19 protein-coding genes are annotated in these 22,353 nt (G+C 69.4%); 8 read left to right on the forward strand and 11 right to left on the reverse strand.

The genetic code is table 11. From position 1 onward, the window contains the following. Window positions 1-15: 15 nt before the first annotated feature. Both H7J06_RS31240 and H7J06_RS31245 read right to left on the reverse strand, forming a co-directional pair. A complete protein-coding gene (locus tag H7J06_RS31240) occupies window positions 16-1,122 on the reverse strand; it encodes an MBL fold metallo-hydrolase (RefSeq protein WP_264043738.1) in 1,107 nt (368 codons plus the stop codon). After that, window positions 1,123-1,857: an enoyl-CoA hydratase gene (locus H7J06_RS31245; protein ID WP_264043741.1), complete on the reverse strand. Its 735-nt coding sequence runs from the start codon at window positions 1,855-1,857 to the stop codon at window positions 1,123-1,125. It lies immediately after the preceding gene. Between the two features lie 37 nt (window positions 1,858-1,894). Between H7J06_RS31245 and H7J06_RS31250 the strand changes: the two genes are divergently transcribed. The 6 genes from H7J06_RS31250 to H7J06_RS31275 all read left to right on the forward strand — a co-directional run bounded on the left by H7J06_RS31250 (window position 1,895) and on the right by H7J06_RS31275 (window position 8,337). Beyond that, entirely contained in the window at window positions 1,895-3,391 is a 1,497-nt protein-coding gene (locus H7J06_RS31250) for a carboxyl transferase domain-containing protein (protein WP_264043743.1), read from the forward strand. A gap of 10 nt (window positions 3,392-3,401) precedes the next feature. Next, the gene (locus H7J06_RS31255) at window positions 3,402-4,013 is read left to right on the forward strand and encodes a GntR family transcriptional regulator (RefSeq protein ID WP_264043745.1); all 612 of its coding nucleotides are present in this window, start codon (window positions 3,402-3,404) and stop codon (window positions 4,011-4,013) included. A 209-nt stretch (window positions 4,014-4,222) separates the two neighbouring features. After that, a complete protein-coding gene (locus H7J06_RS31260) occupies window positions 4,223-5,695 on the forward strand; it encodes an MFS transporter (protein ID WP_264043747.1) in 1,473 nt (490 codons plus the stop codon). Window positions 5,696-5,725: 30 nt separating this feature from the next. Continuing rightward, entirely contained in the window at window positions 5,726-6,643 is a 918-nt protein-coding gene (locus H7J06_RS31265; protein WP_264043749.1) for an ABC transporter substrate-binding protein, read from the forward strand. 4 nt (window positions 6,644-6,647) lie between these two features. Continuing rightward, complete coding sequence (locus H7J06_RS31270) at window positions 6,648-7,625, forward strand: ornithine cyclodeaminase family protein (protein WP_264043751.1); 978 nt, start codon at window positions 6,648-6,650, stop codon at window positions 7,623-7,625. Window positions 7,626-7,644: 19 nt separating this feature from the next. Continuing rightward, the gene (locus tag H7J06_RS31275) at window positions 7,645-8,337 is read left to right on the forward strand and encodes an ATP synthase subunit B family protein (protein WP_264043885.1); all 693 of its coding nucleotides are present in this window, start codon (window positions 7,645-7,647) and stop codon (window positions 8,335-8,337) included. On the opposite strand, the gene H7J06_RS31280 is transcribed toward H7J06_RS31275, so the two are convergent. Next, window positions 8,334-8,873, reverse strand: a complete 540-nt coding sequence (locus H7J06_RS31280; protein WP_264043753.1) for a TetR/AcrR family transcriptional regulator — start codon at window positions 8,871-8,873, stop codon at window positions 8,334-8,336. The two genes, H7J06_RS31275 and H7J06_RS31280, sit on opposite strands and share 4 nt — an antisense overlap. Window positions 8,874-8,976: 103 nt before the next feature. Between H7J06_RS31280 and H7J06_RS31285 the strand changes: the two genes are divergently transcribed. Both H7J06_RS31285 and H7J06_RS31290 read left to right on the forward strand, forming a co-directional pair. Continuing rightward, on the forward strand, window positions 8,977-10,110 hold the full coding sequence (locus tag H7J06_RS31285) for an FAD-dependent oxidoreductase (protein WP_264043754.1): 1,134 nt from the start codon (window positions 8,977-8,979) through the stop codon (window positions 10,108-10,110). Window positions 10,111-10,171: 61 nt separating this feature from the next. Beyond that, window positions 10,172-11,542: an NAD(P)/FAD-dependent oxidoreductase gene (locus H7J06_RS31290; protein ID WP_372515451.1), complete on the forward strand. Its 1,371-nt coding sequence runs from the start codon at window positions 10,172-10,174 to the stop codon at window positions 11,540-11,542. On the opposite strand, the gene H7J06_RS31295 is transcribed toward H7J06_RS31290, so the two are convergent. The 8 genes from H7J06_RS31295 to H7J06_RS31330 all read right to left on the reverse strand — a co-directional run bounded on the left by H7J06_RS31295 (window position 11,482) and on the right by H7J06_RS31330 (window position 22,323). Beyond that, window positions 11,482-11,910: a hypothetical protein gene (locus H7J06_RS31295; RefSeq protein ID WP_264043758.1), complete on the reverse strand. Its 429-nt coding sequence runs from the start codon at window positions 11,908-11,910 to the stop codon at window positions 11,482-11,484. The genes H7J06_RS31290 and H7J06_RS31295 overlap by 61 nt on opposite strands. A 43-nt stretch (window positions 11,911-11,953) precedes the next feature. Continuing rightward, the gene (locus H7J06_RS31300) at window positions 11,954-13,405 is read right to left on the reverse strand and encodes a purine-cytosine permease family protein (RefSeq protein WP_264043760.1); all 1,452 of its coding nucleotides are present in this window, start codon (window positions 13,403-13,405) and stop codon (window positions 11,954-11,956) included. Continuing rightward, window positions 13,398-14,207, reverse strand: coding sequence for a nitrilase-related carbon-nitrogen hydrolase (locus H7J06_RS31305; protein WP_264043762.1), 810 nt, complete (start codon window positions 14,205-14,207; stop codon window positions 13,398-13,400). The genes H7J06_RS31300 and H7J06_RS31305 overlap by 8 nt, the downstream gene beginning before the upstream one ends. After that, window positions 14,204-15,562: a histidinol dehydrogenase gene (hisD, locus tag H7J06_RS31310; protein WP_264043763.1), complete on the reverse strand. Its 1,359-nt coding sequence runs from the start codon at window positions 15,560-15,562 to the stop codon at window positions 14,204-14,206. Before hisD ends, H7J06_RS31305 begins: the two co-directional genes overlap by 4 nt. Window positions 15,563-15,628: 66 nt before the next feature. Continuing rightward, window positions 15,629-16,591: a LysR family transcriptional regulator gene (locus H7J06_RS31315; RefSeq protein ID WP_264043765.1), complete on the reverse strand. Its 963-nt coding sequence runs from the start codon at window positions 16,589-16,591 to the stop codon at window positions 15,629-15,631. Window positions 16,592-16,617: 26 nt separating this feature from the next. Further along, window positions 16,618-18,438 (reverse strand): ABC transporter ATP-binding protein, encoded by a 1,821-nt coding sequence (locus tag H7J06_RS31320; RefSeq protein WP_264043767.1) that lies wholly within the window; start codon window positions 18,436-18,438, stop codon window positions 16,618-16,620. 25 nt (window positions 18,439-18,463) lie between these two features. Further along, window positions 18,464-20,410, reverse strand: coding sequence for an ABC transporter ATP-binding protein (locus H7J06_RS31325; protein ID WP_264043769.1), 1,947 nt, complete (start codon window positions 20,408-20,410; stop codon window positions 18,464-18,466). Between the two features lie 32 nt (window positions 20,411-20,442). Then, window positions 20,443-22,323, reverse strand: coding sequence for an ABC transporter ATP-binding protein (locus tag H7J06_RS31330; protein ID WP_264043771.1), 1,881 nt, complete (start codon window positions 22,321-22,323; stop codon window positions 20,443-20,445). Between the last annotated feature and the right edge of the window lie 30 nt (window positions 22,324-22,353).

Genomic DNA, 22,353 nt, shown 5'->3' on the forward strand with positions numbered 1-22,353 from the left:
CAGCACGCTAGCTGGTCAGGGCCGCCACCACGGGTCCAATTCGGCGGTGGCCGGGTCGACCCGGAGGCCGGGCTTGGGCGTCACCACCCGAACCCCGTCGCCCTCGGCGGCGGTCAGGAGTCGCTCGACGGGCTCGGACCACGGGTGGGGTGCCAACCGGAACGTCGCCCAGTGGATCGGCACCAGCAACCCGGCGTCGGACACGTCGCGGTGGGCGCGCACGGCGTCCTCCGGGTTCATGTGGATGTCGGGCCAGCCGGGGTGGTACGCCCCGATCGGCATCAGCGTCAGGTCGAAGGGGCCGTAGTCCGCGCCGATGTCGGCGAAGCTCTTCGTGTACCCGGTGTCACCGCCGAAGAAGGCGCGGTGCCGCGGACCGAGGATCGCCCACGACGACCACAGCGTGACGTTGCGCGTCAGGAAGCGCCCGGAGAAGTGCCGGGCGGGCGTGCAGACCAGTTCGAGTTCGCCGAGGTGCGCGCTCTCGTTCCAATCCAGTTCGACGATCCGGTCCTTCGGGATGTGCCACGCCCGCAGGTGCGCGCCGATCCCAAGCGGCACGAAGAACTTCGCCCGCTGGGTGAAGGCCAGCTGCTTGATGGTGTCGACGTCGAGGTGGTCGTAGTGGTCGTGGCTGATGATCACGGCGTCGACCGCGGGCAGTGCCTCGAGCGCGGCGGGCACCGGGTGCAAGCGCTGCGGGCCGACCGCCCGCGACGGCGAGCAGCGGTCGCTCCACACCGGGTCGGCCAGGATGCGGTACCCGTCGACCTCGATCATCACCGACGAGTGGCCGTACCAGGTGGCGGCCAGGTCGGCCGCCGGCACGCTGGGATCGGGGGTGACCAGCGGAACCGGCGTCGCGGGGTGCTGCGCCGAGCCGCCGCCGATGACGTCCTTGGCCAGGAGGAACTGCTCCTGCCGGGTGAGGCTGGCGTCGGAGGCGGGCTCCATGTTGACGAAGACGCCGTCGCGGTAGTGGGGCGAGCGCCGCGCGACCGCGTCGATCTCCACCGGTGACGCGCCGAGTGCCTCGGGGGCGCCCTGCACGGCGCGCAACACCCAGCCGCCGCCGATGAGCGCGGCCGTGCCGCCGATGAAACGCACCGCCTCCCGAAGCATCTAGGCCCCCTTGAAGTTCGGGGGCCGCTTCTCGATCCGCGCGACCTGTGCCTCGATGATGTCCTGGCTGGCCCATGCTCGGTCGAAGAGTTCCTTGTGGGAGGGCCACGCGTCCTCGTAGGCGCCGTCGTCGTTGAGTACGCGCTTGGCGTGTTGCAGCGCCAGCGGTGCGAACCCGGCGATCTCCTGGGCCCACGCCTGCGCGTCCGCCAGCGTGCCCGACCGATTGGCCATCCCGGTCGCCAGGGCCGCCTCGGAGGTGAGCCGCTCGGCGGCCAGCAGCATGCCGCGGGCCCGTCCGGCGCCGACGAGCGAGGTCAGCCGACGGATACTCCAATTGTCCAGTGCGATGCCGTATTTCGCGACGGGAAACTGGAAGTAGGCCTCGGGTGCGACGACGCGCAGGTCGCAGATCATCGACAGGATCACCCCGGCGCCGATGGCCGGTCCGTTGACCGCGCCGATGACCGGGAGCGGGGCCTCGTCGATGGCCAGGTTCAGCGCCCTGGCCTTGTCGGGCAATTCGTCGGCGACGCCTTGGCCACCGGACAGGTCCGCACCCGAACTGAAGACGTGGCCCTGGCCGGTGAGGACGATGGCGCGCACGCCTTGGTCGGCGGCCTTCTCGACGGCCTCGCGCAGAGCGTCGAGCAATTCGCCGTTGAGGGCGTTGCGTCGCTCGGGACGCTGCATCTCCAGTGTCAGTACGTTGCCCTCGCGGGTCATTCCGATCATGGGCCCAGCCTAACGAGCGGACCGCTAGCCTGGCCCCGTGAGCCGGATCGGCGCCATGGCGCTGCGTGACGCCGTCCTCGACGAGGGGTCCTTCGTCAGCTGGGACAGCCCCCCACTCGACGTCGCCGCCGACGACGGATACCGGCGGGACCTCGACGAGGCCAGGGCCGCGACCGGCCTCGACGAATCGGTGCTGACCGGCGAGGGCACGGTGTTCGGTCGCCGCGTGGCCGTGGTGGCCAGCGAGTTCGACTTCCTCGCAGGATCGATCGGGGTGGCCGCGGCCGAGCGCATCACCGCCGCGATCGAACGTGCCACCGCCGAGGCCCTCCCGCTGGTGGCCTCACCGAGTTCCGGTGGGACGCGCATGCAGGAGGGCACGGTCGCGTTCCTCCAGATGGTCAAGATTGCCGCCGCGGTGGAGTTGCACAAGCAGGCGCATTTGCCCTACCTGGTGTACCTGCGGCATCCGACGACCGGCGGGGTGTTCGCGTCATGGGGGTCGCTGGGGCACGTGACCGCGGCCGAGCCCGGCGCCCTGATCGGGTTCCTGGGCCCGCGAGTGTACGAGCACCTGTACGGCGAACCGTTCCCGACCGGCATCCAGACCGCGGAGAACCTGCACCGGCACGGCGTCATCGACGGTGTCGTCCCGATCGGGTTGCTGCGTACGACGCTGGACCGCGCGCTGAAGGTGCTGGCCGACGCTCCGGGCCCGCCACCGGAGGCGCCGGAGGTGGAACCCGTCGCCGACGTGCCCGCCTGGGACTCGGTCGAGATCTCCCGCCGCCCGGACCGGCCCGGCATCGGGTATCTGCTGCGGCACGGGACCACTGAACGGGTTCTGCTGTCTGGCACCGGCGGCCAGGGCGAGGCGGCCACCACGCTGCTGGCGCTGGCCAGGTTCGGCGGTCAGCCCGCCGTCGTGGTGGGTCAGCAGCGCGGTGTCGGAGGTGGGCTGGCGGGCCCACAGGCACTGCGGGAGGCGCGTCGCGGCATGGCGCTGGCCGCCGGGTTGCGGCTGCCGCTCGTACTCGTCATCGACACCCCCGGTCCGGCCCTGTCGGCCGAGGCGGAGGAGGGCGGGTTGGCCAGTGAGATCGCCAGGTGCCTGGCGCAGCTGGTCACGCTGGACACGCCGACGGTGTCGGTGTTGCTTGGCCAGGGCAGCGGCGGGCCGGCGCTCGCGATGGTGCCCGCCGATCGGGTGCTGGCCGCCCTGCACGGCTGGCTGGCGCCGCTGCCGCCCGAGGGGGCCAGCGCAATCGTCTTCCGCGACGTCGACCACGCCCCGGAACTGGCTGCGGCGCAAGGCATCCGGTCGGCGGACTTATTGCGCAACGGCATCGTCGATGCCATCGTGCCCGAGCACACCGATGCCGCCGGCACACCGCTGGACTTCACCAACCGGCTGTCGGCCACCATCGCCGCCGAGCTGGTCGCGCTTCGGCGCCTGCCCGCCGAGGAACGGTTGGCGTCCCGGTTGCGGCACTACCGCGGAATCGGACTGCCCGGCGGCTCGCCTCCCGTTTAGGCTGCACGTCGTGGCGGAGCCGGTGTCCAAGGAGGAGTCGACGGGCGATTCGATCGCCCATGCCCTGCGCGCGGAGATCCTCGCGGGTCGCCTGACGGCCGGGGCGCGCCTCATCGAGGAATCCATCGCCAAGCAGTACGGAGTGTCACGGGTTCCGGTGCGTGAAGCGCTGAACAGACTTCAGTCAGAGGGCTTCGTCACGATCGTCCGTTATCGCGGCGCGGCCGTGTCCGAGACGCTGGTGCAGGACAGCCACGAGTTGCTTCAGATCCGCCGCGGACTGGAGATCCTGTCCGCTCGGTTGGCGGCCGAGAACCGAGGCGGCGCGGTCGCGGCCGAATTGGCAGCGGTGGCAGAGGGTCACGACGAGCCGCACGGCGGCAGGCCATTTCACGAGTTGGTCTCCGTGGCGTCGGGGAACCGACAGTTGCAGGAGATGCTGGCCGGGATCAACCGGCGCGTGCAGTGGAGCCTGGGCCACAACCCGCATGCGTCGACCAGCGACCACCGGGTACTCGCAATCGCGATCGTGAACGGGTCGGCCATGCAGGCCGGCTATCTGATGGACGAGCACCTCCGCCGCGACGAGCAGTACTTCGTCGACGCGTTCGAGCCCGAGTAGGGCGACCGGCCGGCGCAGCCCGCTGTGCCAGGATTGTATTACGATGTGGCGGGAGTTTTCTTCGTCGTAACGCAATTGGCCTGATGGGAAACGGGTGTGTAACAGATTTCGTATACAAATGGCTCAGCTCGATTTCGGTCAGGGACGACTCGAAGTCGGCTCACCCGGGCGATCAGTACGGGTGACGACTCACCCACTCGGAGCCAGCCATGTCCCTCGTCGACCCTCGAACCAAAACCGTTCCCCCCGAAACCATTACGACCGCCTACGCCACGGTGGAAGACGCCGCGTCACCGGGTCTCACCTCGGCACTGGACCGCATCGGCTTCGGCCGGGTCCAGGCCGCGCTCATTCTGCTTCTGATGGCGGGATTGTTCTTCGATTCCCTGGAGCAGAACTCCACCGGGGCAATGGGACCGCTGCTCAAGGAATCGTTCGGCATCGGCAACGCCGAGCTGACGATGATCAACACGGCCACGGTGCTCGGCGGACTGGCCGGCCGTCTCATCGGCGGCTACATCGCCGACCGCTGGGGTCGCCGCGCCGCCCTGAGCCTCAACCTGCTCGTCTACACCCTCGGCGGCCTGGTCAGTGCCGCCGCGGCCAACTACGAGATGCTGCTGGCGAGCCGGTTCGTCGTCGGCATCGGCCTTGGCGGCGAGTTCACCGTCGGCCTGGCGATCCTGGCCGAGATCGTCGCCACCCGGCACCGCGGCACTCTGCTGGCGACGCTCAACATCTCCTCCGGCGGGATCGGCAACATCGCGTCCTTCGGCTTCTTCTGGTTGGTGCTCGGGCCGCTCAACGGGGTGCTCGGCGGCAACGACACCGCTTGGCGCTGGACCTACGTCCTGCTCGCCGTCCCTGCCCTCTTGGTCGTGTTCTTCCGTCGCTACCTGCCCGAATCACCCCGCTTCCTGCTGTCGAAGGGCCGCATCGAGGACGCCAACCGGAGCCTGACGCGGCTGGACGGCGGCAGCATCACGGCGCTGCGCAAGCCCGGCGTCACGAAGCACTACGTCACCGAGGCCGACATCCCGGTGCCGGTCAAGAGCAGCTACGCCAACGTGTTCAAGGGCGAGAACCTCAGGCGCACAGCCGCGATCGGCGCGGCCTCGTGGATGTCCTTTGGCGCCCAGGTCACCCTGCTGTTCCTGATGCCGATCCTGCTGGTGTCGCGCGGCTACTCGCTGTCGGACTCGCTGGCGTTCACCATGATCATGAACGTCGGATCGCTGTTCGGTGCCTGCGCGGCCTCCTACCTGGCCGGCAAGGCACCACGGCGGCTCACCGTGAGCATCGCGGCCGTTCTGGGCTGCATCTCGGCCATCTGCTTCGCGTCGTTCGCCCACTCAACGGCGCTGATCCTGGTGCTGGGCATGATCTTCCAGTTCTTCACCATGATGCTCAACACCATGCTGTCGGTCTGGTCGCCGGAGCTGTTCCCCACCTCGGTGCGCGCCATGGGCACCTCGGTCGTCAACGGAATCCGCAACGTCGCGGGCGCCGTCATGCCCTTCGCGGCGCTGTTCTTCTTCGACCGGGCCGGGGTGGCGGGCGTGTTCGCCATGATCGCCGTGATGTACGCACTGCTGGTGGTCGCCGCCCGCTTCGGCCCCGAGACGTTCGGTAAGCCGCTGGAGGCCGTCACCGAGAAACCCGCCCTCGCCCACGCTGCCTGATTCGTCACCAATGAGAAGGAATCGCCAAACATGTTGACACTGAACATCTCCGCCACCGCCCACGGCCTGAACTACCTACCGCAGTACTACGCCGACCACCTCGGGCTATTCGCCGAGCGCGATCTCGCCGTCACGGCCACCGCGAAGGATCCGTGGACCGGCGTGCTCGACGACCTGGACAGCGGCGCCGCCGACGTCGCGCTGGGCGGCCTGTGGGTGCCCGCGATGTACAGCGGCACACCCCGCAAGCTGTCGGTGTTCGCCCAGGTCAATCATCAGTTCCCCAAGGCCCTGGTGACCCGGACGCGGCAGCCGGACTTCCAGTGGTCGGATCTGGTCGGACGCACGGTGCTCGCACCGGGTATCGGCGGCAGCGCGCCGTACGCCTTCACCGCGGGCCTGGTGCGGGAGGCCGGCGTCGACCCCGCGTCGATCACGTGGCTGCGCGACCTGTCCACCCCGATGTTCGTCGAGTTGTTCGAGTCTGGTCTCGGCGACGCGATCGTCCTGGACCACACCAATGCAGAACTCCTGCAGCACAGGGGAACCGGATTCATCGCCAACGACTACGCCGTGACCGGCGGGTTGGGACCCAACAGCGTCTACTACTGCCGCACCGAGCGCGTCGACGAGCTGTCCGACCGGTTGACCGCCTTCACCGCGGCACTCGAGGAATCCATGGCGTTGCTGGCCTCGGTGGGCGTCGACGAACTTCGTCCGCTGTTGGCCGAGCACTGGCCGGCGACGCCTCCGGCAGTACTGGCCGGCGCCTGTGAACGGATGCTGCGCTCGCAGACGTGGGCGACGCCCCGCATCGACCAGACTGCCACCGAGCGGTGGATGCGAATACTGTTCGAGGAGAAGATGGTTCGAGCCATCCCCGGCTTCGGCGACGTGGTCGACACGACGATCGTCGACGCGGTCGGCTCGGCTCCGGTCTCGGCCTGATCGCGTGGTCCTCATCCTGACGCACTCCGAGATCACCGGAATGCTGGACCGCGACGAGGTGCGCAAGGCCGTCGAGTTGGCGCATGCCGGGTTGGCGCGGGGCGAGTGGCACAGCCCTGCGCCACGGGCCATGGCGTTGGCTGGTGACGGGTCGGCGATCCCCATGACCGCGTCCGGCGACGCATTGGCGTCGGTGAAGATGTTGTGCGACTTGCCCGCCAACCGTGCACGCGGTCTGCCGGTGCAACGCTCCAGCATCATGGTCACCTCGGCGTCGACGGGCGAGTGCCTGGCCATCCTCGACGGGCGCGCCGTCACCGCCATGCGCACCGCGGCCGTCAGCGCCGTCGCGACCGATCACCTGGCTCGGCGTGACGCCTCCGTCCTCGGTTTCGTCGGGGCGGGCAACCTGGCCGTCGAACACGCTCGCGCCATCGCCGCGGTCCGCCCGATCGAGAAGATGGTCGTCTGGACCAGGAGCACCGCCACCCTCGACGAGTTCGAGGCCAGGACGCCGGACGTCGGCGTTGCGGTCGAGCGGGTTTCGTCGCCTGAAGCCGTCGTGGCCGCCGCCGACGTCGTGTGCACGTTGACTCCGTCCCGCGATCCGGTCCTGCTCGGAGCGTGGCTGAGGCCGGGCCAGCACGTCAACGCCGTCGGTGCACCGCCACGACCGGACCATCGCGAGGTCGACGGCGAGGCCATGAAGCGCTCCCACGTCGTCGTGGACAGTCACGGCACCGCCATGACGAAGTCCGGCGGCGTGCTGCTGGCGATTGCGGAGGGCGCGATCACCGAGGACGACGCACGCACGGAACTCGGGCAGGTGATCGTCGGATCCCGTCCGGGTCGGTCCCACGCCGAGGACGTCACGTTGTTCGAGTCCGTCGGCCTCGGGCTGCAGGATCTCGCCACCGCCGAATTGGTGCTGGCACGCGCCGCGGAGCTCGGAGTGGGCACCACGGTCGATCTGAGCGCGTAGCGGTGGCATTGTGGGAACCGTGGACTCGGTGCTGCACTTCGCCGGAAACTTCTGGTGGCTGATCTTTCCGCTCGGCGGGGTGATCGGCGGTGGAGTCAGGGCCGTCGCCGCCGCCAACGAACGCCGAGCGGAGCGCCGGCTGGAGCGGTACCGCATCAAGCAGCAGGCCAAGGTCGCGATGGCCGAGGCGTCGGGGCGCGGCCGGGTCGACGAGGCCGCCGCCCGGCGTGAGGTGACCAAGGTCCTGCAGCGGCACGACGGCACGGACGCGCGCTGGCTGGACTACGAGGTGGACGTGGCCAAGCTGCTGGACTTCCCGCTGATGACCGACATGCGCGAGCCGCTTACCGCGGAGTTCCACCGGGCTCGCAGCCGCGCCGATCTGCTGCGGCCCGCGAACGCCGAGGACCTCGTCGGCGACCGGGACGCCCAGCTCGACTATCGCGACGCCGTGCACGACTACGTCACCGCGTTCGACGTCGCCGAGGCCGAAGCGGTGCGCAGGCGACGCAGCGACTTCTCGGTCGAGGCGCAGGAGCGGTTGGAACGCGCGCAGCGTCTGCTCAGGGTGGCCTCCGACGCCGCCGCCACCACCGACGAGCGCCGCAACGCGTACTCCAAGGCCCGGCGCGAGCTCGACGGCCTGATCGTGCTGCCGGCCGCCACCCGGGCCGGCATCGAGCGGCGGATCGCCGGGGAGATCGAGGCCTAGCCGACCGCGTAGCGCTGCAGGGTGGGGCCGAGCCACTCGATCAATTCGTCGCGGCTCAGGTCGACGACCGGCGGTAGCCGTAACACGAAGCGGCACAACGCCATTCCGAGCACCTGGGTGGCGATGAGGCCGGCCCGCCGCGGTGCGTCGTCGGGTACGAACTTCGAGATCGCGGGCAGCAGTTGTCCGGCGAAGATGTCGGTCATGCGTTGCGCCGCTTCGGCATTGGTGGTGGCCGACCGCAACAGCACCACCAGCGCGTCGTCGGCCTCCCAGCGCGCCAGGAAGTGCGACACCAACGCATGGCCCAGGCGCTCGGGGGCCACGTCGGACAGGTCGGGGAAGCGCAGGTCGAACTCCGCGGCGGCGGCGAACAACTGGTCCTTGGTGCCGAAGTAGCGCATCACCATCGACGGATCGATGCTGGCGTCCGCGGCGATGGCCCGGATGGTCGCGGCCTCGTAGCCCGATTCGGCGAACCGCTCCCTGGCCGCGGCCAGGATGACGGCCTTGGTCTGGTCGGCCTTCGCTCCCATGCCGAGGACTCTATGCCAACGGTTGTTGACTTTTATCGCACCACGGCGCACTCTGAAAAAGTCAACACGCGTTGGCATTTGTCCCGGACCCCAGGAGATCCCCATGCACGACACCGACGTCCTCATCGTGGGCGCTGGCCCGACCGGACTGACCCTGGCGGCAGCACTGCTGCTCACGGGCACGAGCGTGACGCTCGTCGACCGCCAGGCCGAAGCGGCGAACACCTCGCGCGCCGCCGGGGTCAACGCCCGCACTCTAGAGGTGCTCGAGGGAGTCGACGTGACGCGCCGCCTGGTCAAGGAGGGCGTCGAGGCCCCGCGCTTCGCCATCCGCGACGGCGCCACGGCGCTGCTCTCAATCGATTTCAGCGGCCTTCGGACGGCCTACCCGTTCACGCTGATGGTGCCGCAGTCGACGACCGAGCGGCTGCTCCTGGAGCGGGTGCGCGAACTCGGCGGTGACGTCGTGCGGCCCAAGGCGCTCGTCACCGTCACCCAGGACGCGACGGGCGTGACGGCGACGTTCGACGACGGCGACACCGTCCGCGCGCGCTACCTCGTCGGCGCTGACGGCATGCACAGCACCGTGCGCACGCAAGCCGGGATCGCCTTCACCGGCGGCGCCTATGCCCACTCCTTCGTCCTTGCCGACGTCCACCTGCGCGGTGACGCCCCGACCGACGAGGTCCGGCTGTTCTGGGCGAGCGAGGGCCTGACCGTCGTCGCACCCCTGCCCGACGGGGCGTTCCGCATCGTGGCTCCCGTCGACGACGCGCCCGAGGTGCCCTCGGTCCAGTTCGTCCAGCAACTCCTCGACGCCCGTGGTCCCGGCGGGATCGCGGTGACCGACGTCGTCTGGGGTTCCCGGTTCCGGATCCACCACCGGGTCGCCGAGACCTACCGCCGCGGTCGCATCCTGCTCGCCGGGGACGCCGCCCACGTGCACAGCCCAGCCGGCGGGCAAGGCATGAACCTCGGCATCCAGGACGCCGTGGTCCTGGCCGACGCCCTGGCGGCGGTGCTGGCCGGTGGGCCGGATACGCGGCTCGACGAGTACGCCGCCGCGCGCCGCCCCATTGCCCAGCAGGTGATCGCCCTGACCGACCGGCTGACCAGACTCGCCACCCTGCCCCGCCCGCTGCGGCCCGCCCGCAACGCCGCGCTGAAGGTCCTCGGACGCCTCCCGTGGGTCACCCGGGCCCTGGCGTCGCGCCTGTCGGGTCTGGTCTACCGCTGACGGGGCGGTTGTCCGACGACCCGAGGCCACCGGGCACGATGACGGCATGACCGAACCGGCGGTGCAGACCATCGAGGCCGACTACCTGGTGATCGGCGCGGGCGCCATGGGCATGGCGTTCGTCGACGCGCTGATCGCCGAGACCGAGGCGACCGTGGTGCTCGTCGACCGCAACGACCAGCCCGGCGGGCACTGGGTCAACGCCTATCCGTTCGTCCGGCTGCACCAACCCTCGGCGTACTACGGCGTGAACTCCCGCCGGCTGGGCAGCGACTCGATCGACACCAGCGGATGGAACGAGGGCTTCTACGAACTCGCCAGCGGCAGCGAGGTGTGCGCCTACTACGACCAGGTCATGCGTCAGCATCTGCTGCCGAGCGGCCGGGTCTCCTACTTCCCGATGAGTGAATACCTGGGCGACAACCACTTTCGCACGCTTGGAGGACAGGACTACCGCGTGGAGGTCCGGCGCCGGGTGGTCGACGCCACCTATCTGAGCGTCGTCGTGCCGTCGATGCGTCCGCCGCTCTACGACGTCGCCCCCGGGGTGGACTGCATCCCACCCAACGGCCTGCCCAAGCAGCGGGCCCGGGACCGCTACGTGATCGTCGGTGCCGGCAAGACCTCCATGGACGCCTGCCTGTGGCTGCTGCGCCACGGCGTCGAGCCCCACCGGTTGACCTGGATCAAACCGCGGGACTCCTGGTTGCTCGACCGCGCCGCCGTCCAGCCAGGCCCGCTGTTCGCCCGGCGCGTGCTGGCGGACTTCTCCGCCCAGTCGCGCGCCATCGCCCAGGCCGCCTCGGTCGACGACCTCTACCTCCGGCTGGAGAAACTGGGCTGCCTGCAGCGGATCGATCCGGCGGTCGAGCCGACGATGTACCGGTGCGCGATCGTGTCACGCGGCGAACTCGAGCAGCTGCGGTTGGTCGACGACGTCGTCCGGATGGGTCGCGTCGTCGCGCTGGAACCGGGACGGATCGTCCTCGACGGGGGCACCGTCGACGTCGACCCGGGGGCGCTGTACGTCGACTGCACCGGGGACGGGATCGGGACGCGGGAGGCCACCCCGGTGTTCACGCCCGGCCGCGTCACCCTGCAGTCCGTCCGCACGTGCCAGCCGGCGTTCAGCGCCGCCGTCATCGCGCGCGTCGAGGCGATGGACGTCGACGACGACGCCAAGAACGACTACTGCCGACCGGTGGAGCACCCCATGGAGCCACTCGACTGGATCACCATGACGCTCGACTTCAACCACAACCAGCTCGCGTGGTTCGACGATCCCGAGCTGATGGGATGGCTCAACCGCGCACGGCTGAACGTGGTGAGCCACATGCAGTCCGACGACGAAGCCGCGAGGGACGGGGCGGCTCAGATCGCGCCGCGACTGCGGGCCGCCAACGCCAAGCTCGAGGCCCTGCTGCGCGTCTGAATCCACAGCACGACGGTGGCGATGACGGCCTCGAGGATCGCGATGCTCGTCGCCACCGCCATCAGCGTCGAGGTGGCCGCCACCGGGGCGGTGCTCACCGGCTGGCCGTGGTGGTGACCCGGCATGGACCAGTGCATCGCGACCATGCCGAGGTTCATCACCGCCACGATGCACCAGACCCGCGGCGATCCCGCCGTCCACAGCTCCTTGGCGCAGTACAAACACGCCACCGCCATGCCGACGACGACCACCGCCATCACCACGCTCCCGGCGTCGCCGACCATCACCCCGTGCAGCGCCGCGGAGCAGGCCGCGAGCAGCGCACACGCGCGTCGTCCCACGACGGGCGGCGTGCTGGTGCGCGACATCGCACAACTCTGTCACCGACATGGCGAGCGCGCAGCGGATGACTCACGTCTCCACGGGCGCGACGCGCCCCGCGAAGCTGACCGCTTCGATGCCGTGATCCCGGGAATCGGCCTCGGCCCTGGCGACCTCGGCGTCGAGGTCCAACGATCGCGCCATCACCGCGTAGGCCAGCGCCGAGGCGACCAATCCCACGAACAGCGCGACGTCGACGTCGCCCATCGCCGACGCGACCGGGCCGGTGAACCAGACCGTCACCACGAAGGGGACCATCGCGGCGATGCCGACGAGGTAGGCGACCAGTCCCCGCCAGCCCCACGTGCCGTACACCCCGCCGGGGACGAAGATCTCCCTGACCGCGTAGTGGCCGCGCCGCACGAAGTAGTAGTCCACGAGGTTGACCGACGTCCAGGGCACCAGCAGATACAGCAGCACCACCAGGAAGCTGCCGAAGTTCGACAGGAATTCGCCGGTAGAGAGCATGGCGCCGAGGAGACCCGCGGCGGCGACGACCGAGCAGGAGATCACCCGCAGTCGACGGGTCGGGCGGACGGCGCGGAACGAGTCGAGCATCGTGATCAACTCCAACGACGCGGCATAGATGTTGATCGTGATGACGGTGACCAACCCGGGCAGCGCGGCGACCAGGAGCCACAGCCCCGACCCCGGCAGGATGCCGTCGGCCGCCTGGCGCACCGCGTCGAGCGGTGAGGCACCTGCCATCAGTGCCGCCACGAGCGCGCCGAGCGCCATCAGCCATGCGGCGCCGACGAATACGCCCGTGTAGGTGTAGAACAACGCCTTGCGCGGGCTGGTCTGGGGCGGCAGGTACCGAGAGTAGTCCGACACGTACGGAGCCCAGCCGAGGGCGTACGCCGCGGCCGCGCCGAACTGGACGAGAAACGCCGCCCACGTGAACTGGCCAAGTCCCAGTTGACCATCGGGGATGTCCGACCAGATGAGGGCGGCGACGGTGAACACCCCGAAGGTCGCGAGGAACACCCAGGTGAGCCAGGTCTGAAAGCGATGGATCCAGTGATAGCCGAAGATGGCCAGCGCCAACGCAAGTGCCGTGATGACGACGAACCACAGATCGGGCACGTCTGCGCCCGTCGTCAGCGTCAACACGTCGGCGGCCAGGATCTGGTTGAAGACGTTGAAGCCGACGATGCTGAACACCACGACGGCGCAGATGACCACGACGCCGCGATAGCCGAACTGCGCGCGCGACTGAATCATCTGCGGCAGCCCCAATTGCGGGCCCTGGGCGGAGTGGAACGCCGTGAAGACGGTGCCGACGGCGGTGCCGCTGAGGATTGCGAGCAAGGACGTCAGGAGCGAGGCGCCGAGCGCCGCGCCGACCATGCCCGTGGCGAGCGTCGTCAGGTTGGCGTTCGACATGAACCACAGCGGGAAGAGAGTCGACGGCCTGCCCTTGCGTTCGTCGAGCGGAATCCAGTCGATGGACTTGGACTCGATGGCGGGTGTGTCAGACATGAATACCTCCGTAGAGTTCTGGACGCCGATCCGCGAACAAATCGTTGTGGGCGCCAAGGGATTTGTCCCCCGACAGGTCCAGGACCGCGGTGGCCGTCCCGTCGTCACCCGGCGTTGCGCAGATCCATCCGTCGGCCGACACGACGGCGGTGCCACCGGTCCATTCGACTCCGCGCTCGGCGCCGTGGCGGTCCGCGATCACCGTCGCCAGTCGCGACGTCCTGGCGGCAGCCATCGCCTGGATGGTCTCGGGAGGATGCTCACCGGCCGGTCGTACCACCAAGGGCCAGTTCACCGGCAACGCAAGCACTTCCGCACCCGCCAGTGCCACTCGTCGGGTCAGCTCGGGGAACTCGCTGTCATAGCAGATGGCCACACCGAGTCTGCCGACGGGAGTGTCGAATACCGCGCCCGCCTGGTCACCGGGGACGAACACGTCGCACTCGGCGCCCCAGAGGTGCGCCTTGCGGTAGCAGCCCAGCACACCGTCACGACCGATGACGAGCGCCGAGTTGAACAGTCGGCCGCCGGCGATCTCGCAAAATCCGACGACCGCCACCGCGTCGGTGCGCAGGGCCCCCGCCAACGAGGTCAGCCTCGGGTCGTCGGCTCGCATCGCGAGCGAGCGCGCCTCGGCCGCATCCGCGAATACGTAACCGCTGGTGGCCAGTTCGGGAAGTACGATCAGGTGCGGACCCGGCTCCCGTTGGCGCAGCGCGTGCCCGACGGCCGCCAGGTTGGCCGCCACGTCGCCGATCTCGACGGGAAGGCTGACGGCCGACACCCGCAGCTGGCGACTCATCGGCCGCGGGTGACTGCCGGAGTGCCCTCGAAGGCGCCGGAGTGGCGGCCGATCTCGTCGATGCGGATGGTCGCGGTCGCCTCGTGTGCCGCCAGTCCCTCGAACGCCGAGATGCGTTCGACGGCAGGCGCCAGCGCTGCGGTCGCGTCGCGCTGCGCGCGCTGATAGGTCAGCGGCTTGAGGAACCGCGACACCGAGAGGCCGGCGTTGTAGCGGGCCGTCTTGCCGGTCGGCAGAACGTGATTGGTTCCGGCGATGCCCTTGTCCGAGTAGGCGACCGTGCTCCACGGACCGATGAACAGCGAGCCGTAGTTGCGGAGCTCCTTGAGGAAGTAGTCGTCGTCCTCGGTCTGCACCTCGAGGTGTTCGGGGCCGAGGACGTCGGCGATGGCCGCCGCCTGGGCACGGTCGCGGGCCACCACCACCGACCCGAAGTCGCGCCACGCCGCACCCGCGACGTCGCGGGTGGCGAGACTCTCGAGCTGGCGATCGATTGCCTCGATCACCCTGCGGCCCAAGGACTCCGACGTCGTGATCAACGCGGCGGGTGAATTGGGGCCGTGCTCGGCCTGTCCCAGCAGGTCGGCGGCGACCCACTCCGGGTCGGCCGTCTCGTCGGCCAGCACCGCGACCTCGGACGGCCCCGCCAGCAGGTCGATGCCGACTCGACCGAAGAGTTGCCGCTTGGCCTCTGTGACGAAGGCGTTGCCCGCGCCCACCAGCATGTCGACGGGCGCTTTGTCCAGCAGACCGAACGCCATGGCGCCCAGCGCCTGGACGCCGCCGATGGCGAAGACCCGGTCGGCCCCCGACAGGTACGCGCCGTAGAGCACCGCGGGGTGGGCGCCGTCGTCCCCCGACGGCGGCGTGCACGCCAGCACGGTGGGCACGCCTGCGGCCTTGGCCACCCCCACGGTCATGAAGGCACTTGCCAGGAGCGGGAATCGGCCGGCAGGCAGGTAGGCGCCGACGCGCGTGACCGGAATGTACTGCACTCCGCCCACGACGCCGGGTGCGACGTCGACCTCGAAGTCGGAGAGGTGTGCGCGCTGGGCGGTGGCGAATCGGTTGGTGCGGTCGTAGCCGAGTTCCAGTGCGGCCCGCACGTCGGCGGGGAGGGCGTCGCCGCTCGTGCGCAGTTCGGCGGAGCCGACCTCGAGGCCGCCGGTCCAGCCGTCGAGTTCCTTGGCATAGGACCGGACGGCGTCGAGTCCGTCGCGTTCGATGTGCGCGAGCATCTCCGACACCCGTTCGACGACACGGGGATCCCGTTGTGCGGGCGGCCCGTCGACGGCGGGCTTCTTCAGCCAGGTGAACGGTCCAAGGGCGCGGGCTTCGTCTGCGGTGATCTGCATGCCCAGGGACGGTAGGCCGAATCGCGACAAAGGACTAGATGGGCAACTCCTTCGTCATCCACAGGATTATCCGATATGACGGCGGGATATCTGCGGGACGACGGAATGGCCCCGCCCCACGCCGGTGTCCAACTGCGCCAAGTCGCGGATGGTGTCCTCGGCCAGCCGGGCGAATTCCCGGGTGGCGTCCGACAGTGGGCGCCCGCGCCGCTGCGCCAGCGCGATGGTGTCGAACAGCGGCTCGGCGAAGGGCACGGTGTGCAGGCCCTGGGGAAACGCCCCGCTCTCGATGACCGCACCGCTGACCATCGTGTCGCCGACGCCGTCGGCCACCAGCTTCAGGGCCGCCTCGACGTGCTCGATCTCGATCAACGGCTCCAACCGCAGCCCGGCGAGCTGAGCGCGCTCGGCGAGTTGGCGCCGGGTGGGGTCCTTCCAGCCGTAGTGGGCGTCGTAGAGCACCAGGTCCGTGGCGGCGAATTGGCCGATGGTGACCGGACTTTCGGTGCGGGTTGGGTCGGCGCTGACGTAGAACACCTCGTCACGCAACAGCGGGCGGACCGTCAGACCCTCGTCGTCGATCGGCAGTATCAGCAGACCCGCCTCGATCTCACCGGCCTGAATCGCTGCCGCCGTCTCGGCCGAGTTCTGCCCGACGAGCCGAACCCGCACCTCGGGGTAGCGCGTGTGGAACGTCTGCACCAGGCTCGACAGCAGGTAGTAGTCGGCGTTGCGCGGAACCCCGAACGTCGCCGTCCCGCCGCCCAGCGAGCCCACCGAACGAACCGCCTGTGCGCCCCCGTCGGCGGCGAGCACCGACTGCTGCGCGTAGGGCAACAACTCCTCGCCCGCCGCGGTCAGGGCCAGCCGGCGGCTGCCGCGGACGAACAGTTGGGCGTCCAGCTCGTCCTCGAGACGCCGCACCAGCTCCGAGATCGAGGCTTGCGCCACCTGCAGCGCGTCGGCCGCGGCCGTGAACGAACCCAGCCGCTCGGCCTCCACGAACGCACGCAGTTGATTGAGCGTCACCCGATGAGCATAGGGAGACCTCGGGCTCAGACCAGGGAGTCGGCCCACGCCCGATGCAGCGCCGCGTACCGGCCGTCGCCGAGCATCAGCTCAGCCGGCGGGCCGTCTTCGACGATGCGGCCGTGTTCGAGGACCAGCACCCGGTCGGCCACCTCGACGGTGGACAGGCGGTGGGCGATCACGACCGCGGTGCGATCGGCCAGCACGGTGGCCAAGGCCCGCTGGACCAGCCGCTCGCTGGGGATGTCGAGCGACGACGTGGCCTCGTCGAGGATGAGCACGGCGGGGTTGGCGAGGAACGCGCGGGCGAAGGCGATCAGCTGCCGCTGGCCCGCGGAAAGCCTGCCGCCCCGCTTGGCCACGTCGGTGTCGTAGCCGTCGGCGAGTGCGTCGACGAACCGGCTGACGCCGACGGCCTCGGCCGCCTCGCGCACCTCGGCGTCGGTCGCGTCGGGTCGGCCGAAGCGGATGTTGTCGGCGATGGTGCCCTCGAACATGAAGTTCTCCTGCGTCACCATCACGACGTTCTTGCGCAGGTCGGCCTGCGCCAGGTCGCGCAGGTCGACGCCGTCGAGGGTCACCGCCCCCGAAGTGGGGTCGTAGAACCTGGCGATCAACTTGGCGATGGTGGTCTTGCCGGCACCGGTCGTGCCGACCAACGCCACCGTCTGGCCGGCCGGGATCTCCAGCCGCAGGTCCGGCAGCACCGGGCGCTCGGGGACGTAGGAGAACGTCACGTCGCGAAAGGCGATGTCGCCCTTGACCGTCGACAGCTCGACCGGCTGCTCGGGGTCTTCTATGCCCGGCTTCTCGGCCAGCACGCCGGCGATCTTCTCCAGGGCCGCGGCGGCCGACTGGAACGTGTTGAAGAACTGCGAGATCTCCTGCATCGGCTCGAAGAAGATCCGCAGATACAGCAGGAAGGCGGTCAGCGTGCCGAGCGTCATCTCCCCGTTCAGCACCCGGTAGCCGCCGTAGAGCAGCACCCCGCCGGTGGTGACGTTGCCGACCAGGCGGACGGCGGGCATGAAGATCGCCAGCAGTTTGAACGCGCGCTCGTTGACGTTCTTGTAGTCGTCGGCGACCGCGGTGAAGATCTGCTGGTTGCGCGGCTCGCGGCGGTAGGCCTGCACCGCCTTGATGCCGGTCATCGTCTCGACGAACTGCACGATGACCAATGCGGCGCGCTCGCGCACCAACTTGTACGTCTTCGCCGACTGGGTGCGGAACCACCACACCAGCAGCACCAGAACGGGGAACGCGCACAGACACATCAGGCCGAGCTTCACGTCGAGCACCACCAGCAGCACCGAGGTGCCCAACAGTGTCAGGACCGCGGTGATGAGACCGTCGAACCCGGTCTGCAGCATGTCTTGGATGGCCTCGACGTCGTTCGTGGACCGCGCCACCACCCGACCCGAGGTGTAGCGGTCGTGGAACGCGACGTCCAGACGCTGGAAGTGCCGAAAGATCCTGCGGCGCAACTCGAGTAGCACTTCTTGACCGATGCGCCCCGACCGGCGTAGGAAGAACATCCGGCTGGTGGCCTGCACCAGCACGACGCCGCACAGCGCCGCCACGATCAGGATCAGTTCACGTGCCGAGCCACCGTCGACGAGGGGCGGGATGCCGTGGTCGATGCCGCGTTGCACCAGCAGGGGCACCGACAGCCGCGCGGCGTTCTCGGCCACGATGACGATCGTCAGCAGGGCCACCGTCGCGGCATACGGCCGCAGCAGGGCGCCCAACAGGGTCCGCGCCTCGCGGCGGCGCGAGATCGACTCGTCGATGGGCAGGTCGCCGTCGTCGTTGCTGACGGCGCGACCCCGCCAGTCGGTGGTGCTCATCGGTTCTCGCTCTTCGCGCAAGCGCTCATCGAGACTTCTCCACTTCCGACGCCGCATGGTCTCGGTCGCCGTCGCGGTCGGCTTCCTGCTCCAGGTAGAGGTGCTCGAGCCGACTGCGCTCCTGGTCGCGTTCCCAGTCGCAGTCGCGTTCCAGGTTCTCGTCGAGTTCGTCGTCGGCGGCCAGCAGGTAGCGGTACTCCGGGGCGGTCGCCAGCAGCTCGGCGTGGGTGCCGACGCGGGTGATGGTGGCCCCGGAGCCCTCCACCCTCTGGAGCAGGGCGACGCGGTCGGCCAGCAGAACCGTCGACGCGCGGTTGGCCACGACCAACCCGGTCACCGACGACAGGACGCGGCGCAGCGCCTCGGTGACGACGGCCTCGGTGTGCACGTCCAGGGCCGACAGGGTGTCGTCGAGCACCAAGATGGACGGGGCCGCCAGCAGTGCCCGAGCCAGCGAAAGTCGTTGTCGCTGACCGCCGGACAGGCTCATGCCCTGCTCACCGATGCGGGTGTCCAGGCCGAACGGCAAGTCGTAGGCGAACTGGGCGGCAGCCACCTCGATGGCCTCGGCCATCTGCTCCTCGGTCGCCGGGTCCCCGGGGGGCCGGCCCAGCGCCAGGTTCTCCGCCACCGACATCGAGAACAGGGTGGGGTCTTCGAAGGCCGTGGCGACCGCCTTGCGCAACGCCGGCAGGGAGAGCTCGCGGACGTCGCGGCCGTCGACGAGGATCGCGCCCTCGGTCACGTCGTACAGGCGCGAGAGCAGCGAGACGAGCACAGACTTGCCCGATCCCGTCGGCCCGACCAGCGCGAGGGTCTCCCCCGGTTCGACGGTGAGGTTGACGTGGCGCAGCGCCCATTCGTCGGAGTCGGGGAACGTGAAGCCGACGTCGACCAGCTCGAGGCGGCCGCCGCGGGGCACCTCGTGGTGCGGCCCGTCGGTGATCTCGCGGGGCGCGTCGAAGATCTCGACGACGCGGTTGGCGGCCGTCATGGCCTCCTGCGTCATCGACAGCAGGAAGCCCAGCGAGGCAATGGGCCACACCAGCGACAGCATCATCGTGATGAACGCGACCAGGGTGCCCATCGTGACCAGTCCGCTGCCCGCGGCGTAGGCGCCCAGCCCCAGCACGATGATCAGGCTGGCGCTGGGGATCGCCTCCAGCAGTGTCCAGAACTTGGCCGAGACTCCGACCTTGCGCACCTCGGTGTCGAACAGGGCGACGGCGCGTTGGTCGAACCGGTCGTAGGCGTACTGCTCGCGGCCGAACGCCTTGACCACCCGCACCCCGAGGGCCTGCTCCTCGACGTGGGTCGCGACGTTGCCGGACTGGTCCTGCGCGGCGCGCGACAACTTGGTGAACTGACGTTGGAAGTGCAGCACGGTGGCGGTGATGGGCACGATCGAAATCACCACGACCACACCCAGCGGCCAGTACATGGCCAGCAGGATCCCGGTGACCACGACGATCTGAATGACGTTGAGCAACAAGAACAGCAGCCCGAACGACAGGAACTGGCGAATGGTGCTGAGGTCGTTCATCACCCGCGACAGCAGCTGGCCCGACTGCCACTGGCCGTGAAACGACATCGGCAGGATCTGCAGGCGCGCATAGAGGTCCTTGCGGATGTCGGCCTCGACGCCCATCGTGGCGCGTGAGACCAGCCACCGGCGGATGAACCACAGCACGGCCTCGGAGACCAGCACGGCCATCGCGGCCGAGCCCAGCGTCCACAGGTGCTGCTGATCCTGGTGCCGCACGGGACCGTCGACGACGGCCTTGGTCATCAGCGGGATGGCCACCGTGGCAACCAGGCTAAGTAGGGCCGCGATCAACATCGAGGTCCACCGCAGCCAGTACGGCTTCAGATAGGGCACCAGGCGCAGGATGTCCGACGACGACCGGATCCTGCGGGGCGGCGGCGCGACGGCGGGCTCGGACCGCACTCCCTCCTCGTCACCGGTCGTCACGCCTTCTAGGCTCCCATGCTCGACAACCGATTTCATGCGGCGGACGTCTCGTCACCGAACTGCGTCTCGTACAACTCCGTGTACCGACCACGGCGGGCCAGCAGTTTGCGATGGGTACCGCGTTCGACGATCCGACCGTCCTCGACGACGAGGATCACGTCGGCCGCCCGGATGGTGGACAACCGGTGAGCGATCACCAGAGACGTCCGGCCCGCCAGCGCTTCGGCAAGGGCCTGCTGCACGGCGGCCTCGGACTCGGAGTCCAGCGACGCGGTCGCCTCGTCGAGCACCACCACCCGGGACTTCCCGAGCAGCAGCCGCGCAATGGTCAACCGCTGGCGCTGCCCGCCCGAAAGCCGGTAGCCGCGTTCGCCGACGACGGTGTCCAGACCGTCCGGCATCTCGGCCACCACGTCGGCCAGCCGGGCTCGGCGCAGCGCCTCCCACAGCTGGTCGTCGGTGGCACCGGGCGCAGCCAGGGCCAGGTTGGCGCGGATGGACTCGTGGAAGAGGTGGCCGTCCTGGGTGACGACGCCGACGGTGTCCTTCAGCGAGGCGAAGGTCACGTCGCGGACGTCGACGCCCGCCAGCCTCACCGCGCCGGAGTCGACGTCGTAGAGCCGTGCCAGCAGGGAGGCGATCGTCGACTTGCCCGCCCCTGAGGACCCCACCAGGGCGACCATCTGGCCGGGCTCCGCGGTGAACGAAATACCATGCAGCACTTCGTCTCCACCCCGGTCGTCGAGCACGGCGACCTCCTCGAGGGAGGCCAGCGACACCTTGTCGGCCGAGGGGTAGGCGAATCGTACGTCGTCGAACTCGACGCCCACCGGGCCGTCGGGCACGGATACGGCGTCGACCTTCTCCTCGATCAGAGGCGTCAAGTCGAGCACCTCGAAGACACGCTCGAAACTGACCAGCGCACTGGCGATTTCGACGTGCGCGTTGGCGAGCGCCGTCAGGGGCGCGTACAGCCGCGTCAGCAGCAGGGCCAGCGAGACGATGGCACCGGCCTGCAAGGCACCGCCGATCGCCAGCACTCCCCCGAGCCCGTAGACCAGCGCCAGCGCGAGTGCCGACATCAGCGTCAGGGAGTTCATGAACGTGGCCTGCAGCATTGAGGTCCGCACCCCGATGTCGCGCACCCGGTCGGCCCGCGACGCGAACTCCTTCGATTCACGACCCGGGTCGCCGAACAACTTGACCAGCGTGGCGCCGGGGGCCGAGAAGCGTTCGGTCATCTGCGTGTTCATCGTCGCGTTGTAGATCGCACTCTCGCGGCTCAGCGTCGCCATCGTGCGTCCGATCCGGCGCGCCGGTAGCAGGAACAACGGCGTCAGCAACAGCGACAGCACCGTGATCTGCCACGAGATCCCGAGCATGACGGCCAGCGTCAGCGCGAGGGTGACCAGGTTGCCCACCACGCCCGACAACGTGTCGGAGAAGGCGCGTTGCGCCCCGATCACGTCGTTGCCCAGCCGACTGACCAGGGCCCCGGTGCGGGTCCTGGTGAAGAACGCCACCGGCATCCGCTGGACGTGGTCGAACACCGCGGTCCGCAGATCGAGGATCAGGCCCTCACCGATGTGCGACGACAGCCAGCGGGTCAGCATGCCCACGCCGGCCTCGGCCAACGCGACAGCCGCGATCACCGACGCCAGCAGCACCACCGTGCTCGGCAACCCGCCGTGCACGATCGCGTCGACCACCCGCCCGGCCAGCACCGGCGTGGAGACGGCAAGAAGGGCGCCGACGACGCTTACCCCGACGAAGGCGCCGAGACGCCGGTGGTGGCGGGCGGAGAACCGCCAGATCCGCATCAAGAGGGCACGGTTCGCCAGCACGCGGAGGTCACCCCCGCGCGCGTTGCGCTGCCGGTATAGGGCCCGGCTGGCCGCGTACTCCATGCTCATCTGATCACCGTAAAACCTCAACAAGACATG

This window comes from Mycolicibacterium hodleri, assembly GCF_025822245.1.
Classification (GTDB): Bacteria; Actinomycetota; Actinomycetes; order Mycobacteriales; family Mycobacteriaceae; genus Mycobacterium; species Mycobacterium hodleri.

Coding starts and splice junctions, on each gene's coding strand:
- H7J06_RS31240 (WP_264043738.1), bottom strand. CDS start 1,122: ATGCTTCGGGAGGCGGTGCGTTTCATCGGCGGCACGGCCGCGCTCATC.
- H7J06_RS31245 (WP_264043741.1), bottom strand. CDS start 1,857: ATGATCGGAATGACCCGCGAGGGCAACGTACTGACACTGGAGATGCAG.
- H7J06_RS31260 (WP_264043747.1), top strand. CDS start 4,223: ATGTCCCTCGTCGACCCTCGAACCAAAACCGTTCCCCCCGAAACCATT.
- H7J06_RS31265 (WP_264043749.1), top strand. CDS start 5,726: ATGTTGACACTGAACATCTCCGCCACCGCCCACGGCCTGAACTACCTA.
- H7J06_RS31280 (WP_264043753.1), bottom strand. CDS start 8,873: ATGGGAGCGAAGGCCGACCAGACCAAGGCCGTCATCCTGGCCGCGGCC.
- H7J06_RS31285 (WP_264043754.1), top strand. CDS start 8,977: ATGCACGACACCGACGTCCTCATCGTGGGCGCTGGCCCGACCGGACTG.
- H7J06_RS31295 (WP_264043758.1), bottom strand. CDS start 11,910: ATGTCGCGCACCAGCACGCCGCCCGTCGTGGGACGACGCGCGTGTGCG.
- H7J06_RS31300 (WP_264043760.1), bottom strand. CDS start 13,405: ATGTCTGACACACCCGCCATCGAGTCCAAGTCCATCGACTGGATTCCG.
- H7J06_RS31305 (WP_264043762.1), bottom strand. CDS start 14,207: ATGAGTCGCCAGCTGCGGGTGTCGGCCGTCAGCCTTCCCGTCGAGATC.
- hisD (WP_264043763.1), bottom strand. CDS start 15,562: ATGCAGATCACCGCAGACGAAGCCCGCGCCCTTGGACCGTTCACCTGG.
- H7J06_RS31320 (WP_264043767.1), bottom strand. CDS start 18,438: ATGAGCACCACCGACTGGCGGGGTCGCGCCGTCAGCAACGACGACGGC.
- H7J06_RS31330 (WP_264043771.1), bottom strand. CDS start 22,323: ATGAGCATGGAGTACGCGGCCAGCCGGGCCCTATACCGGCAGCGCAAC.